Consider the following 14120-nt stretch of genomic DNA (forward strand, 5'->3'; position numbering starts at 1 on the left):
GCGTTGTGTCAGTCGACATTTGCATTACTGACCCACCGCTTTCGCGAGCAAGCCCGCTCCCACAGGGGATCTCCGCAATTTTCAGACTTTTACAAGGACCCACGATGGACCGCCTCGCCGCAATGGAAACCTTCGTCTACGTGGTGGAAACCGGCTCTTTTTCAGCCGCTGCCCGGCGCCTGAACATTGGCCAGCCCGCCGTGTCGAAAACCATCGCCCAGCTCGAATCGCGACTGTCGGTGCGCCTGTTGTTGCGTTCAACTCGGGGTCTCACGCCCACCGAAGCGGGACTGGCGTTTTTTGAACGGGCCAAGCGGGCAATCGAGGAAGCTGACGAGGCCGATAACGCGGCTCGGGGCTCGGCCAGCGGCCTGACCGGCAACCTGCGTGTCTGCACCGCCGTGACCTTCGGCCGGCTGCACATCGTTCCGCACCTGGGTCCGTTCCTGGAGCAGAACCCCGAATTGAACATCGACCTGATGCTCGACGATCGCAACGTCAACCTGGTGGAAGAAGGCGTCGACATCGCCCTGCGCATGGGAGCGCTCAGCGACTCCGGCCTCACCGCGCGCAAAATCGCCGAATGCCAGCGCGTGGTGCTGGGCACGCCGGCCTACTTCGAAAAACACGGCGAACCCACCTGCCCCGCCGACCTGAGCAAACACCCGGCCATCGTCTACAACCTTGGTGGCGGCGCACACTGGTCCTTCCGCAAAGACGGCGAGGAGCAATCGGTCATCATCAACGGCCGCATCCGCGTCAACGCCGCCGAAGGCCTGCGCGCAGCGGTCCTCTCCCATCAAGGCCTGACGATGGCCTCAGAGTGGATGTTCGCCCCGGAACTGGTCGACGGTTCGGTCAGGGCCGTGATGACCGATTGGACATTGCCGATCATGGACCTGTGGGCGTTGTTCCCTACGGGCAGGATGGCCAGCGCCAAGGCACGGGCGTTTGTGGAGTATGTGCAGGGGTTGTTGAGGTAGCGTTGAATCAAGATCAAAAGATCGCAGCCTTCGGCAGCGCCTACAGGATCGAGTACGGTCACTGTAGGAGTTGCCGTAGGCTGCAATCTTTTGCTTTTGACGCTAAAGCACACACCCATCAAACCCGACACTGACATTCTCCGGCAGCTCCCCCCGATGCTCCATCAGCCACGCATCCAGCGTATGCCCGACATGGGTCAGCACGGCCGACTTCGGTTGCAGCTCTTCGATGCATTGCAGGGCCAGGTTGAGGTCGTTGTGGTTGCGTGGGGCATGGGGTTGGGGGGGGATCGAGCAGTCGAGGACCAGCAGGTCCAGGGGTTGGCGTTGCAGGTGGGCGGTGGTGGCGGGTGGCAGGCCGACGGTGTCGGTCAGGTAGGCGATGCGGCGCCCTTCGCCTTGCAGCAGGTAACCGAGGGTCGGTTTGGAGTGCAGCAGCGGCAACGGGGTGACGTTCAGGGGGCCGAAGGTGCGGGTTTCGAAGGGCTCGAACGGTTGGCTGAAATCCAGGATGCCCGGGTGTTTGTAGAGGTCGGCCAGACCTTCCGGATCCACCGGGCCGTGGACGGGGATGGTCAGGCCCTGGCCCCAGCGCAGGTGCAGCAAACCCTGGGCATGATCGGCGTGGTAGTGGGTCTGGAAGATGCCGTTGAAACTGCGCGGCGGGAAGCGTTCGGTGAGGTCCGGCAGGCCGCTGTCGATCAGCCAGCGCTGCTCGCCGCATTCGATCAATGCGCAGCAGGGTCGTCGTCGCCAACGTTCATCGTTGCGCGCCCGCACGCAGGCCTGACATTCGCAACCATAGACCGGCACCTGTCGGGCATCGCCGGTGCCCAGCAGCGTCAGGCGCACAGGGGCGGCTCGTCGATGCAGGCCAGCAGGGCTTCGACGGTGCCTTCCAGCGGTCCGGAGTTGTCGAGCCGAAGCACGTCCGGATACTCCGCCAGCAAACGCTCGCCGAAACGCTGGTTACGCGCCAGCCGCTGTTCGATCTCGACCTCCGACTCCCGCCCTCGCGCCAGCAACCGCTGGCGCAACACCGTCTGATCGACGGTCAACAGCACCACTCGCGCCTGCGGATAGCGCTGACGGGCCTGGGGCAGATACCCGCGCGATCCATTGACCAGCACGTCCTCCCCCGCCGCCAGCCAATCGTCGATCTCCCGCGTGATGCCATAGGCCAGCCCGTTAGCCTGCCAGCTCATGGCAAACTCGCCCTGAGCCTGCATCTCGGTGAACTGCTGCATGCTCACGCCCAGCGCCGCCTCGCCCACCGCTTCCGCCGAGCGGGTGATGACGCGCCGCACGATGCGGCAGCCACGTTCGGCCAGTCGCGTTCGTGCGGCATCCAGCAGGCTGTCCTTGCCCGAACCTGAAGGCCCGATGAGATAGATCAACCTGCCTGACATCAAAACACCCTCTTCGCTTGTCGCCATACTTGCTGGACCACCGGCAGACCGTCCTGACTGCGAGCCTGCACCAGATCGGCACGCAACCCCTGGGCGATCTGCCCGCGATCGTTCAACCCGGCGGCGCTGGCTGGGGCCAGGCTGACCATGCGCATGGCCTGGGCCAGATCGATGCTTTCGCTCTGCGCCGCCAGGGTAAACGCCGCTTGCAGCAGGCTGGCCGGATAATAATCGCTGGACAGAATATCCAGCAGCCCTTGCTCCGCCAGCTCGGCGGCCGCCACGTTACCCGAGTGCGATCCGCCGCGCACGATGTTCGGCGCGCCCATCAACACTTTCATGTTGCGCTCCTTGCAGCCGCGCGCCGCTTCTACCGTGGTCGGGAACTCGGCGATGGTCAAGCCGTAGCGTGCCGACTCCTCGACGTGGGCCAGGGTCGCGTCGTCGTGGCTGGCCACCGACAAACCGCGAGACAGACAATGCTCGACGATCGCCGCGCGATAACGGTCGCTGTACTGGCGGGAGTTGGCCATCTGCAGCGTGATGAATTCGTCCATCTGCGTCGTGGTCAGGTGGTATTTGCCCATGTAGTACTCACGGTACTTGGACTCCAGCACAAATTGGCGCTGACCCGGCGAATGGTCCATCACCGACACCAGTTGCACCAGCGGGTTCTCCACCAGATCGCGGAACACGCTCAAGGTGTCCGGATGGCACAGCTCACAGCGCAAGTGCAGGCGGTGCTCGGCGCGGGTCAGGCCGGCCTCGGAGGCGCTGGAGATCGCTTCGAGCATCGCCGGCAGTTTCTGCATGCGATTGCCCTTGGGATTCACGTCGCCGATGGACACCGCGTCGAACACTGTGGTGATGCCCGCCGCGATGATCTGCGCATCGTGGCTGAGCACCGCCGGACGCGACGGCCAGTCCACGCCGGGACGCGGCGTCATGTGTTTTTCCAGGTTGTCGGTGTGCAACTCCACCAGGCCCGGCAGCAGGAAATCGCCATTGAGGTCCTGGGCCTGGGGCAAGCGGCTCGGGCCTTCGGCAACCTCGGCGATCAAGCCGTCGCGCAGCAGCACGGTGCCGTAGAACACGCGGTCAGCGGTGACCAGTTGGGCATTGCTGAGGATCTGTTCAACGGGCATCGGCGTATTCCTTCTGGCTGGCAGCGGCGGCGGTAATGTCGAGTTGGCTCATGTCGAGATGGCGATCGGCGACCGCCTCGCGGGCGATGCGGTCGTGGAAGATGCCGATCAGCGCGGCACCGGCTTGCTTGGCTTCGTTCATCAGTTCCAGCACCACCTGGCGGTTGCTGTCGTCGAGCGACGCCGTCGGTTCGTCGAGCAACATCACAGGCCAGGCCACCATGAAGCCGCGAGCGATGTTGACCCGCTGCTGCTCGCCACCGGAGAAGGTGCCGGGCGCCAGTTGCCACAAACGCTGCGGAATGTTCAGACGGGTGAGCAGCAGTTCGGCGCGCGATTGCGCCAGCTGTTTCGACCAGCCACGGGCCAGCGCCGGCTCCATCACCACGTCCAGGCAGGCGACACGCGGGATCACCCGCAGGAACTGGCTGACATAACCCAGAGTGCGCTGACGCACCTGCAGAATGTCCCGGGGCTCGGCGCCCACCAGCTCCAGCCACTGACTATCGTGCTGCACGCGAATACTGCCGCCGGCCGGCAGGTAGTTGCCGTACAGGGTGCGCAGCAAAGTGCTTTTACCGGCGCCGGATTGGCCGTGCAGCACCAGGCATTCGCCGCCCGCCACGCTGAAATCCACCCCGCGCAACACGTTGAGGACCACGCCGTTCTGCTGGTGCAGGGTGAAGGTTTTCGAGAGGTCACGGACCTCGATCAAGGTATTCATCGCTCGGTTTCCACAGTTGGACGGGGCTTCACGGCTGCAACACCGAAGACACCAGCAGTTGCGAATAAGGGTGCTGCGGATCGTCGAGGATCTGGTCGGTCAGACCGGTCTCCACCACCCGCGAGCGACGCATCACCATCAGCCGATCGGCCAGCAGCCGCGCCACCGCCAGATCGTGGGTGACGATCACCACCGCCAGGTCCAGCTCACGCACCAGGCCGCGCAGCAGGTCGAGCAGGCGCGCCTGCACCGACACATCGAGGCCGCCGGTCGGTTCGTCCATGAACACCAGGCGCGGGCTCGACACCAGGTTGCGAGCGATTTGCAGGCGCTGCTGCATGCCGCCTGAAAAGGTCCGGGGCAGATCGTCGATGCGCTGCGGGTCGATCTCCACCTGGTTCAGCCAGTCCAGGCCCGCCCCGCGCAGTTGTTGGTAGTTGCGAACGCCCTGGGCCATCAGTCGCTCGCCGATGTTGGCGCCGGCCGACACGCCCATGCGCAGGCCGTCTCGCGGGTTCTGTTCGACAAAACCCCACTCGGTGCGCAGCAAGGTGCGGCGCTCGGCTTCGCTGGCGCTGTACAGGTCGAGCCACTGGCCCTGTTTGTCGCGATATCCGACGATCCCACGCTGAGGCGGCAACCGCCCGCTGAGCAGTGACAGCAGGGTCGACTTGCCCGATCCGGACTCGCCGACGATCCCCAGCACTTCGCCGGGATACAGGTCGAAACTGACGTCCTGGCAGCCCTTTTCCGGCCCGTACAGCAGCGACAGGTCACGCACTTGCAGCAAGGGCTCGGTGGACACGGACAGATCTTTTTTCAGCGCCTGGTTCATTGGCCCTGCTCCTGCTGGCTGACGCGCTGGGCGCAGTAATAGGTGTCGGAACAGACGAAGCGCTGGGTGCCGGCGTCGTCGATGATCAGCTCGTCGAGGAACGAGTCGTGGCTGCCACAGATGGCGCAGTTCTCTTCCCACTTCTGCGCTTCGAAGGGGTGATCCTCGAAGTCGAGGCTGGTGACGCGGGTGTACGGCGGCACCGCGTACAGACGCTTCTCGCGGCCGGCGCCGAACAGCATCAGCGCCGGGCTCATGTCGAGCTTCGGGTTGTCGAATTTCGGAATCGGCGACGGGTCCATCACGTAACGCTCGTCGACCATCACCGGGTAGGCATAGGCGGTCGCGATATGCCCGAAGGTGGCGATGTCCTCGTAGAGCTTGACGTGCATCACCCCGTAATCGTTGAGCGCGTGCATGGTCCGGGTCTCGGTTTCCGAGGGTTCGATAAAGCGCAGCGGCTCGGGAATCGGCACCTGATAGACCATGATCTGATCGGCGTGCAGCGCGGTTTCCGGGATGCGGTGACGGGTCTGGATCACGGTCGCTTCCGGCGTCGCTTCGGTGGTGGCTACACCGGCGGTGCGAGCGAAGAAGCGGCGGATCGACACGGCGTTGGTGGTGTCGTCCGCGCCTTGGTCGATCACCTTGAGCACGTCATCGTCGCCGAGAATCGCCGCGGTCAGTTGCATGCCGCCGGTGCCCCAACCGTAGGGCAGCGGCATCTCGCGGCCACCGAACGGCACCTGATAACCGGGGATCGCCACCGCCTTGAGCAAGGCGCGGCGGATCATGCGTTTGGTCTGTTCATCGAGGTAGGCGAAGTTGTACGCGGCGTCGCGGGCCGGCACCTGGCTCAGGTCATTCATGGCTTTGCCCCTCGGCAGGCTTGCGCAGTTTGCGGATCAGTTCCAGTTCGGCCTGGAAGTCCACGTAGTGAGGTAACTTGAGGTGCGAGACGAAGCCCGACGCCTCGACGTTGTCGCAGTGCATCAGCACGAATTCTTCCTGCTGCGCCGGGGACACGATCTCTTCGTTGTATTCCTTGGCCCGTAGCGCGCGGTCGACCAGGGCCATGCCCATGGCCTTGCGTTCGGCATGTCCGAAGGCCAGGCCGTAGCCACGGGTGAACTGCGCAAGCTCCGTGGCGGAACCGACGAACTGGTTGACCATTTCACATTCGGTCACTTCGATGCTGCCCAAACAGACCGGGAAGCCCAGCTCTTCGGGATCGATCCAGACCTCGACGTCGCCGATGCGGATTTCCCCGGCGAACGGGTGGTTGCGGCCGTAACCGCGCTGGGTCGAATACCCCAGCGCCAGCAGGAAACCTTCATCGCCACGGGCCAGGGCCTGCAGGCGTTCGGCGCGGCTGGCGGGCAACTCCAGCGGGTCGCGGGTGATGTCGGCCACGGTGGCGCCGTTGTCCGATTCGGTCTTGATCAAACCTTCCTGCGCCAGCAGGCCGAGCACTCGCGGGCAGTCTTCGACGCGGCTGTTCTCGGTGGCTTGCGGCCCCGGGTACTCGCCTTCGGCCAGCAGCGCGAAGTCGAGCAGGCGATGGGTGTAGTCGAAGGTCGGGCCCAGCAATTGCCCGCCGGGCAGGTCCTTGAACGTGGCGGAGATACGGCGGCTGAGCTGCATCTTCGCGGTGTCGATCGGCAGGCTCGGGCTGAAGCGCGGCAACGTGGTGCGATAGGCGCGCAGCAGGAAGATCGCCTCAACCAAGTCACCGGCCGCTTGCTTGATCGCCAGCGCCGCGAGCTCTTCGTCGAACAGCGAGCCTTCGCTCATCACCCGTGCTACCGCCAGCGGCAGTTGCTGACGGATCTGCTCGACGCTCAGCTCGCTGACCGAGGTATCGCCCCGGCGTTTTTTCGCCAGCAGACGGTGGGCATTGTCGATGGCCTGTTCGCCACCCTTGACGGCTACGTACATCAGGCACGCTCCTGTGTGATGCGAGTGCTGCGGGGCAGGCCGATCAGGTCATGGCCGGCGGTGAAAAACAGGTCCAGTCCACGGGGGAATTCGTTGCGTCTTTCCCGCTCGCTCCAGAAAGCCTTGGTGACGGGCAACGCTACGTGATGCTCGGTTTCGATCCCCGGTCCCTGCCAGGCCAGCCCTGCCCCGCCATCGAGGCTCGGCAGCTGGATCAGCAAGGTGCAGGACTGGTCCGGGTAGCGGTCGTTACCGTGATCGAAGCCGTCGAGGTCCAGCAGGTCGTCGGCACTGAGTAAGGCAAAGCGCGCGGCTTCACGGTCGGTTGTCAGCGGGCAACCGCAGTGGAACGACAGGTTGGCGTGGATCAGCGGTGTGTCGAACGACGGCGCCAGCCACAGCGGCGTGTCCACATCCAGCATTGCCAGGCACAGCGCATAAGTCGCTGGCGCCAGGCCGTCGAGACTCGGCGAGGCTTGGAGGGTCTGGATTACACCGGGGCCGGCCAGCGCTTTGAGCGCGGCGCGAAACCCGCGCTGAGAATCCAGCACCGGATCGGCGAAGGCCGGTTGCAACAGCTGTGCGCTCATCAGTTTTCTCCTCGCACGAGGGTGAAGAATTCGACTTTGGTGGCGGCAGTGTCCGCCTCTTTCTGCGCCCGGCGTTCGGCCTGGGCGTTGGCCAGCGGGGTGATGACCTGATCGAGCCAATGGCGCTGCTGCGAACCTTGCAGATGCGCGTCGGCCAAGGCGGCCAGTTCGGCATGGACCTTGTCGCGACCGGCCAGATAGCTGTAGCCGGTGCGGCCGTCGGCCAGGCGCACCACGCAACGGGTCACGCTCATTTCGCCGACGTTGAATGGCGCACCGTTGCCGCCCATGCGGCCACGGACCAGGGTCATGCCGATTTCCGGGGCGCGGATCAGCTGGTACTCGACGTCGCGCAAGGCGGCTTCGTGGGGCAGCAATTCATTGCGGCGGGCGCGGGCCAGCACGCCGATCCAGTGCTGGCGTTCGGCTTGAGGAACAGGGTTTTGCATCGGGTTCTCCATCAGGTGACGACCTGGTACTGGAAGCGATCGGAACGGCTGGTGGACTGGGCCAGCTCCACCGCGCGGCCATCGCGATCGCGGGAAAGGGTGAACACACTCAGGGCTGGCAAATGCCGCGGCATCATCAGCAGCGCGGCTTCTTCGCGGTTGGGCAAACGGGCGCCGATCAGACTTTGGGTACGGGTCAGCGGCAGATCGCGTTCGCTCAGGTACTGGCGCAAGGAGCCGCCGGTGTAGTCCGCCAGCAGGGCCGCATGGCTGGCGCAGTAGCGATGACGGATCAGGCTGACCGGCTGGCCGTCGAGCTTGCGCAAGGTCTGCAATTCGATCATCGGCGCCATCTCGGCGATGCCCAGGTGCTGCGCTTCTTCACGGCTGGCAAAGCAGTAGCGGCGCTTGAGCAGGACCGCCTCAACCCCAAGGCCCTGGGCCGACAACGACTGGCTGTAGGCACTGTCGGCGGCCATCGGGTAAATCAGCGGGCGCTCCAGCACTTGCGTGCCCTTGCCCTGGCGCCGCAACAGGCTGCCTTCGAACACCAGCTCATCGATGGCGCGGCGCAGGGTGTGGCGGTTGACGCCAAAGCGTTCGGCCAGTTGCACTTCGGCCGGCAGGAAATCCCCGGCGCTGAAGCTGGCCAACTCGCGACGCAGGATGTCGGCGAGTTCGCGGTACACCGGCTCATCTTGTCTAGACAACTGCATGCTTTAAAAAAAGCGCCCGTGGGCACCCCTCCGAAAAATCAGATGAACTGCTTGCGCAGGCGTTGCGAGAAGATGTCGATCAGGCTCACGACGACGATGATCACCATCAGCACGGCGCAGGTTTGAACGAACTGGAAGGCGCGGATGTTTTCCCAGAGGATCACCCCGATACCGCCGGCACCGACCATCCCCACCACCGTCGCCGAGCGCACGTTGGCCTCGAAGCGATACAGCGCGTAGGACACCCACAACGGCATCACTTGCGGGATCACGCCGTAGATCACTTCCTGCAAGGCGCTGGCACCGGTGGCGCGAACCCCTTCGACCGGGCCTGGATCAATCGCTTCCACGGCTTCGGCGAACAGCTTGGCCAGCACACCGGTGGTGCTGATCCACAACGCCAGGACACCGGCGAATGGGCCAAGACCGACGGCCACCACGAACAACATGGCGAAGACCATTTCGTTGATCGAACGGAAGGCATCCATCACCCGGCGTAGCGGCTGGTGGATCCACCAGGGGGTGATGTTTTCCGAGCAGAGAATGCCCAGCGGCACCGAGCAGACAATCGCCAGCACCGTGCCCCAGAGGGCGATTTGTACGGTGATGAGCATTTCCTTGAGGTAGGCGCGCCATTCATGGAAATCAGGCGGGAAAAAGTCCGCGGCGAACGTCGCCATATTTCCCGAGTCGCGGTACAGCGCCATCGGATTCATCTCGGCGCCGTGCCAGGCCCAGGCCAGCAGGACCAGGAACAGGCCCCAACCGGCGTATTGCGGCCAGGTGCGCTTGCCGACAGCTTCAGCGTGCAGAGTGGTCATGAGTACCTCGAAGTGTTTCCTGAACCTGTAGGAGCGAGCACGCTCGCGATGGTGGTCAACGATGACGCTGGCCGACTGATACCCCGCGGCGTTCTCGGGTTCATCGCGAGCGTGCTCGCTCCTACAGGAGAGGGGTCGGACTTAGCCGTTAGCGGCAGTCTTCGGTTCCAGTTCGCTGATGCGCTGTTGCAGCTTGGCCAGGTCGGCGTCGATATCAGCCAGCTTCTTGGCTTTGTCTGCAGCGTCGAGCTTGGTGTCGGCGCTGATCGTGGTGCGCTGCTTGAACAGCTCAAGCTGGCGGATCGGCAGCAACTGGTCGTCGCTGGACTTGAGGAACTTGCCCAACTGCATCCCCGCCAACACCGCTTTCTCGGAATCGGTATTGCCGTAGCTGAAGATGAAATCGCGGATCTTCTGCTTCTCGCTGTCGCCCAAGGCCTTGCTCCACACCAGCGGGTCGGCCGGGATCAGCGGCGATTTCCAGATCACCTTGAGCATGGCCGCCTTGTCCGGCTGGGTGACTTCGAGGCGATCCCAGCTTTCGGTGTTGAACGTCGCCACGTCCAGTTGACCCTTGGCCACGCTCAGGGCGTTGACCTCGTGGCTGGAGTTCAGGGTGCGCTTGAACGCAGTGGCCGCATCGACGTGGTTCTTGGCGAACACGTAGTAGCCCGGCACCAAGTAGCCCGAGGTGGAGTTTGGATCGCCGTTACCGAAGGTCAGGGTCTTGGCGTTTTTCAGCATGTCGTCAACGGAGTTGATCGGGCTGTCCTTGCGCGCGATCAGCACGCTCCAGTAGCCGGCGGCGCCACTGGCGGCAGCGGTCTGGGCGAAGATTTCGCCGTTGGAACGGTCCACCGCCTCGATGGCGGCCTTGTTGCCCAGCCAGGCCACGTCGACCTTGTTGAAGCGCATGCCCTGGATCAGGCCGGCATAGTCGGAGGCGAAGGTGGCGTTGACCTTCAGCCCGGTTTTCTTCTGCATGTCATCGAGGAACGGCTGCCAGATGCTCTTGAGGTTCTGCGACGACTCGGTGGACATGATGCCGAAGTTGATGGCTTTTTCTTCAGCCTGGGCGGTGCCCAGTACACAGCTTGCAACCAGGGTTGCACTCGCAAGAACGCGACCGATACGGTTCAACATGGAAAGGTTTCCTGAGGGTGTACGGTTTGGGAATTGGGGAAAGGCTTATGCGCGCGCCATGACCAGCCGGGGGAGTGCTTCGGCGGGGCGGATCTGGTCGGAGCACATCAAACTGGTGTCGATGTCGGCACCGTACAAATCGTTGAGGAACTGGCTGTTCAGCTCGGCGGCGCGGCCGTCGAAATGAATGCGCCCGCCCTTGAGGGCCACGGCGCGCGGGCAATAGCGGGTGGCGTAGTCCACTTGATGCAGGGTCACGACCACTGTCTTGCCGTCGCGGCGATTGATGTCGGCGAGGATTTCCATGACCTTGCGCGCCGACTCGGGGTCGAGCGAGGCAATCGGTTCATCGGCCAGAATCACTTCGGCCCGCTGGGTCAACGCCCGGGCAATCGCCACGCGTTGTTGCTGACCGCCGGACAGGGTCGAGGCACGTTGCGCCGCCAGATCGGCCAGGCCGACGCGATCAAGGGACTCCAGGGCGAACTGTTTTTCCTCGGCATTGAACAGGCTGAGGTTGCCGCGCCAGCGCGGCATGCGCCCCAGGCAACCGAGCAGCACGTTGTCGAGCACACTCAGGCGATTGACCAGGTTGAACTGCTGGAAGATGTAGCCGATGTCGGCACGCAGGCGCCGCACCTTGCCATTGAGCCGTCCACTGGCCTGCACTTCCCGCCCCAGCACCTTGACGCTGCCGCCGTTGTTGCGATCGCAACAGGCCAGGCCCGCCAGATGGCGCAACAGGGTGGATTTGCCGGAGCCGGAAGCGCCAATCAGCGCGACCATCTCACCGGCCGCGATGGTCAGTTCGAGGTCAACCAGTGCGGTTTTACGCGCAAAGGTCTTGTTCAGATGATTGACGTGGATAGCTGCGTTCATGGGCTTCTCTGTCTTGTTGAACAGCCGTCCATGGCCGCATTTGAGTTCAACAGACTTTAGGCACGGGCTGTGTCAGCCCTATGACTCGCACATGTCGCTGGATTAACTATTTGATGAAGGTTTTGTGAAAGGTTGAGATGGCCAAACGCCCATGAAGGGATCGTGTTCAATCCGCCATGCGGGCGCGCAGGCGCGGGGTGGCGAAGTCGAGGAAGGCGCGCAGCTTCAGAGGTAATGGGGTTTGCCCCTTGTGCACCAGGCTGATGGGCAGGGGCGAGGATTCGAAGGGTTCGAGAATCACCTGCAGGGCGTTCTGGCTCAAGGCGTCAGCCACTTGATAGGACAACACCCGAATTACCCCCACCCCAAGCTTCGCCGCGTCGATGGCCGCTTCCGCCGTATTGACCGCAAATCGCGAATGAACGCGCACGGACGTCTGTGATTTGCCCGCCTCGAATACCCAGGCGCCAACAGACTCCAGCACTTCGAACGTAATACACGCGTGTTCACTCAAATCCGCCGGTGTGACAGGTACACCATGAGTCGCCAGATATTCAGAACTTGCACAGACCACCCTGCGCACCTCCCCCACTTTTGTCGCCATGAGCGAACTGTCGGGTAATTCACCGATGCGCACCGCAGCGTCACAGTTCTCTTCCATCAGATGCACCACACGGTCGGTAAGCATCAGGTTGATCTCGATCTCGGGATAGTGCGCGAGAAACTCGGCCACCACCGGCACCAGATGCAGACGCCCGAACACCACTGGAGCAGTCACCACCAATTGCCCCTTTGGCGAAGCGTATTCACCGGTCGCCGCACGTTCGGCTTCGCCAATGTCTTCAAGAATCCGCCGGCACGCCGCCACGTAGGACGCGCCGGCTTCGGTCAGCGACAGTTGCCTCGTAGTGCGGTGCAGCAAGCGGGTGTTCAGGTGCGACTCCAACTCCGCCACCTTGCGGCTAACGGTGGCCAACGGCATGCCGAGATAACGCGCGGCGCCCGACAGACTGCCGGCATCGACCACCGCAATCAGCACAGACATCGAATCAAGACGGTTCATGGCGCCCTATCAAATTATGGAAGGATGATTCCCGATCCTAGGGGATTATCCAGTTTCACGCGAGTGCGTACTTTGGACACTCATCTCCCGCGCGCGATATCCCGTCGCACTGCCGGAAGCCAACCTCAAGGAGAGTGCCGTGAGCGCCCTGCCCTTATCGTCCGAAAGCACCGCAGCGCCTGCGCTGGCGTCACGCGGCAAGATCATCATGATGGCGATCATCGCCGGCGCGGTGATCACCAACATCTACTGCACCCAGCCGATTTTGCCGTTGATTGCCGCGGATCTTGGGCTGGACCTGACCACGGTCGACCTGGTGGCCGGCGCTGCGCTGCTGGGTTTCGCTACCGGGTTGGCCCTGCTTCTGCCGATGGGCGACCGATTTGACCGGCGCAAACTGGTATTGGGGCAAATCGCCCTGGCGTTCTGCTTTGCCATTGCGGCGGCCATCTCGCCCAGCGTCGGCACCCTGATCGCCGCCTCGTTCGGCCTCGGCATCGTCAGTTGCGTGCCGCAACAGCTGGTGCCCTTCGCCGCCGTCATGTCCAAACCCAGCGAGCGCGGACGCAACGTCGGCACGGTAGTCAGCGGGATCATGGTCGGCATTCTGCTCGGGCGCACCATCGCCGGCGTGGTGGGTGAAACCTGGGGCTGGCGTGCGGTGTATGGCGTGGAAGCGGCGTTCATGATTCCGGTGTGGATTGCTGCGGCGTCGTTGCTGCCCCAAGGCGTGCCCAGCACCAACCTGTCCTACCCGCGCCTGCTCGCTTCGCTGTGGCCGCTGATGCGCGACAACGCACCGATTCGTCAGTCGATGATCGTCCAGGCGCTGCTGTGGGCCTGCTTCAATGCGTTTTGGGTGAACCTGGCGGCATTGCTGGCCAACGGGCCTTTCCAGTTGGGCAGTGCCTGGGCCGGGGGCTTCGGGATTATCGGCGCGGCGGGTGCGCTTGCGGCCTCCCTCGGTGGTCGGGCAACAGACCGGTTGGGTTCACGCAGTGTGATCGGCGCCAGCATCGGCATTGTCACTCTGGCCTACCTGCTGCTGGCCGGTGCGCAGACTTCGCTGGCGTTACTGGTGCTCGGGGTGATCGTGCTGGATATCGGCGTGCAGTCGGGGCTGGTGTCGAATCAGACCCGTGCGTTTGCGGTCGATCCGAAGGCGCAGGGGCGGATCAACAGCCTTTACATGACGGCGACGTTTTTTGGCGGGGCGGTGGGGGCTGCGGTCAGCGGGTGGTTGATGACGCGGTATGGTTGGTCGGGGATTGTGGTGTTGGGTGTTGCGCTTGGGTTGTTGGCCCTGTTGATCCATTGGATCGGCAGACCACGCAAGACCGCCTGACCATAAACCTGTAGGAGCGAGCACGCTCGCGATGGTCGTGAACGATAACGCGGGGAATCTGATGCCCAGCGGCGTTCTTG

The 14120-nt window shown here is 63.6% G+C and carries 16 protein-coding genes; 2 read left to right on the forward strand and 14 right to left on the reverse strand.

The window, feature by feature from the left end; translation table 11 throughout:
• The first annotated feature begins 104 nt into the window (after window positions 1-104).
• Complete coding sequence (locus tag ACW9JE_RS21930; protein ID WP_457433918.1) at window positions 105-983, forward strand: LysR family transcriptional regulator; 879 nt, start codon at window positions 105-107, stop codon at window positions 981-983.
• Between the two features lie 102 nt (window positions 984-1085).
• Here ACW9JE_RS21930 and phnP read toward each other — a convergent pair whose 3' ends face one another.
• The 14 genes from phnP to ACW9JE_RS22000 form a co-directional block, all read right to left on the reverse strand.
• Entirely contained in the window at window positions 1086-1835 is a 750-nt protein-coding gene (gene phnP, locus ACW9JE_RS21935) for a phosphonate metabolism protein PhnP (RefSeq protein WP_457433919.1), read from the reverse strand.
• A complete protein-coding gene (gene phnN, locus ACW9JE_RS21940) occupies window positions 1826-2392 on the reverse strand; it encodes a phosphonate metabolism protein/1,5-bisphosphokinase (PRPP-forming) PhnN (protein ID WP_457433920.1) in 567 nt (188 codons plus the stop codon). Before phnN ends, phnP begins: the two co-directional genes overlap by 10 nt.
• Window positions 2392-3537, reverse strand: coding sequence for an alpha-D-ribose 1-methylphosphonate 5-triphosphate diphosphatase (locus ACW9JE_RS21945; protein WP_457433921.1), 1146 nt, complete (start codon window positions 3535-3537; stop codon window positions 2392-2394). The genes phnN and ACW9JE_RS21945 overlap by 1 nt, the downstream gene beginning before the upstream one ends.
• The gene (gene phnL / locus ACW9JE_RS21950; protein WP_457433922.1) at window positions 3527-4261 is read right to left on the reverse strand and encodes a phosphonate C-P lyase system protein PhnL; all 735 of its coding nucleotides are present in this window, start codon (window positions 4259-4261) and stop codon (window positions 3527-3529) included. Before phnL ends, ACW9JE_RS21945 begins: the two co-directional genes overlap by 11 nt.
• Before the next feature lie 28 nt (window positions 4262-4289).
• Complete coding sequence (phnK, locus tag ACW9JE_RS21955; RefSeq protein ID WP_224533577.1) at window positions 4290-5096, reverse strand: phosphonate C-P lyase system protein PhnK; 807 nt, start codon at window positions 5094-5096, stop codon at window positions 4290-4292.
• Complete coding sequence (locus ACW9JE_RS21960) at window positions 5093-5965, reverse strand: alpha-D-ribose 1-methylphosphonate 5-phosphate C-P-lyase PhnJ (RefSeq protein WP_457433923.1); 873 nt, start codon at window positions 5963-5965, stop codon at window positions 5093-5095. The genes phnK and ACW9JE_RS21960 overlap by 4 nt, the downstream gene beginning before the upstream one ends.
• Entirely contained in the window at window positions 5958-7034 is a 1077-nt protein-coding gene (locus ACW9JE_RS21965) for a carbon-phosphorus lyase complex subunit PhnI (RefSeq protein ID WP_457433924.1), read from the reverse strand. Before ACW9JE_RS21965 ends, ACW9JE_RS21960 begins: the two co-directional genes overlap by 8 nt.
• The gene (gene phnH / locus ACW9JE_RS21970; RefSeq protein WP_457433925.1) at window positions 7034-7624 is read right to left on the reverse strand and encodes a phosphonate C-P lyase system protein PhnH; all 591 of its coding nucleotides are present in this window, start codon (window positions 7622-7624) and stop codon (window positions 7034-7036) included. The genes ACW9JE_RS21965 and phnH overlap by 1 nt, the downstream gene beginning before the upstream one ends.
• Entirely contained in the window at window positions 7624-8073 is a 450-nt protein-coding gene (gene phnG, locus ACW9JE_RS21975) for a phosphonate C-P lyase system protein PhnG (protein ID WP_457433926.1), read from the reverse strand. Before phnG ends, phnH begins: the two co-directional genes overlap by 1 nt.
• An 11-nt stretch (window positions 8074-8084) precedes the next feature.
• On the reverse strand, window positions 8085-8789 hold the full coding sequence (gene phnF, locus ACW9JE_RS21980) for a phosphonate metabolism transcriptional regulator PhnF (RefSeq protein ID WP_457433927.1): 705 nt from the start codon (window positions 8787-8789) through the stop codon (window positions 8085-8087).
• Between the two features lie 38 nt (window positions 8790-8827).
• The gene (gene phnE / locus ACW9JE_RS21985; RefSeq protein WP_224533583.1) at window positions 8828-9610 is read right to left on the reverse strand and encodes a phosphonate ABC transporter, permease protein PhnE; all 783 of its coding nucleotides are present in this window, start codon (window positions 9608-9610) and stop codon (window positions 8828-8830) included.
• Window positions 9611-9751: 141 nt separating this feature from the next.
• Window positions 9752-10753 (reverse strand): phosphonate ABC transporter substrate-binding protein, encoded by a 1002-nt coding sequence (phnD, locus tag ACW9JE_RS21990; protein WP_224533584.1) that lies wholly within the window; start codon window positions 10751-10753, stop codon window positions 9752-9754.
• Between the two features lie 45 nt (window positions 10754-10798).
• Entirely contained in the window at window positions 10799-11632 is an 834-nt protein-coding gene (gene phnC, locus ACW9JE_RS21995; RefSeq protein WP_224533585.1) for a phosphonate ABC transporter ATP-binding protein, read from the reverse strand.
• 166 nt (window positions 11633-11798) lie between these two features.
• On the reverse strand, window positions 11799-12695 hold the full coding sequence (locus ACW9JE_RS22000; protein WP_457433928.1) for a LysR family transcriptional regulator: 897 nt from the start codon (window positions 12693-12695) through the stop codon (window positions 11799-11801).
• 139 nt (window positions 12696-12834) lie between these two features.
• Between ACW9JE_RS22000 and ACW9JE_RS22005 the strand changes: the two genes are divergently transcribed.
• Entirely contained in the window at window positions 12835-14040 is a 1206-nt protein-coding gene (locus tag ACW9JE_RS22005) for an MFS transporter (RefSeq protein ID WP_224533587.1), read from the forward strand.
• Window positions 14041-14120 lie beyond the last annotated feature (80 nt).

This window comes from Pseudomonas sp. SDO55104_S430 (assembly GCF_054070595.1).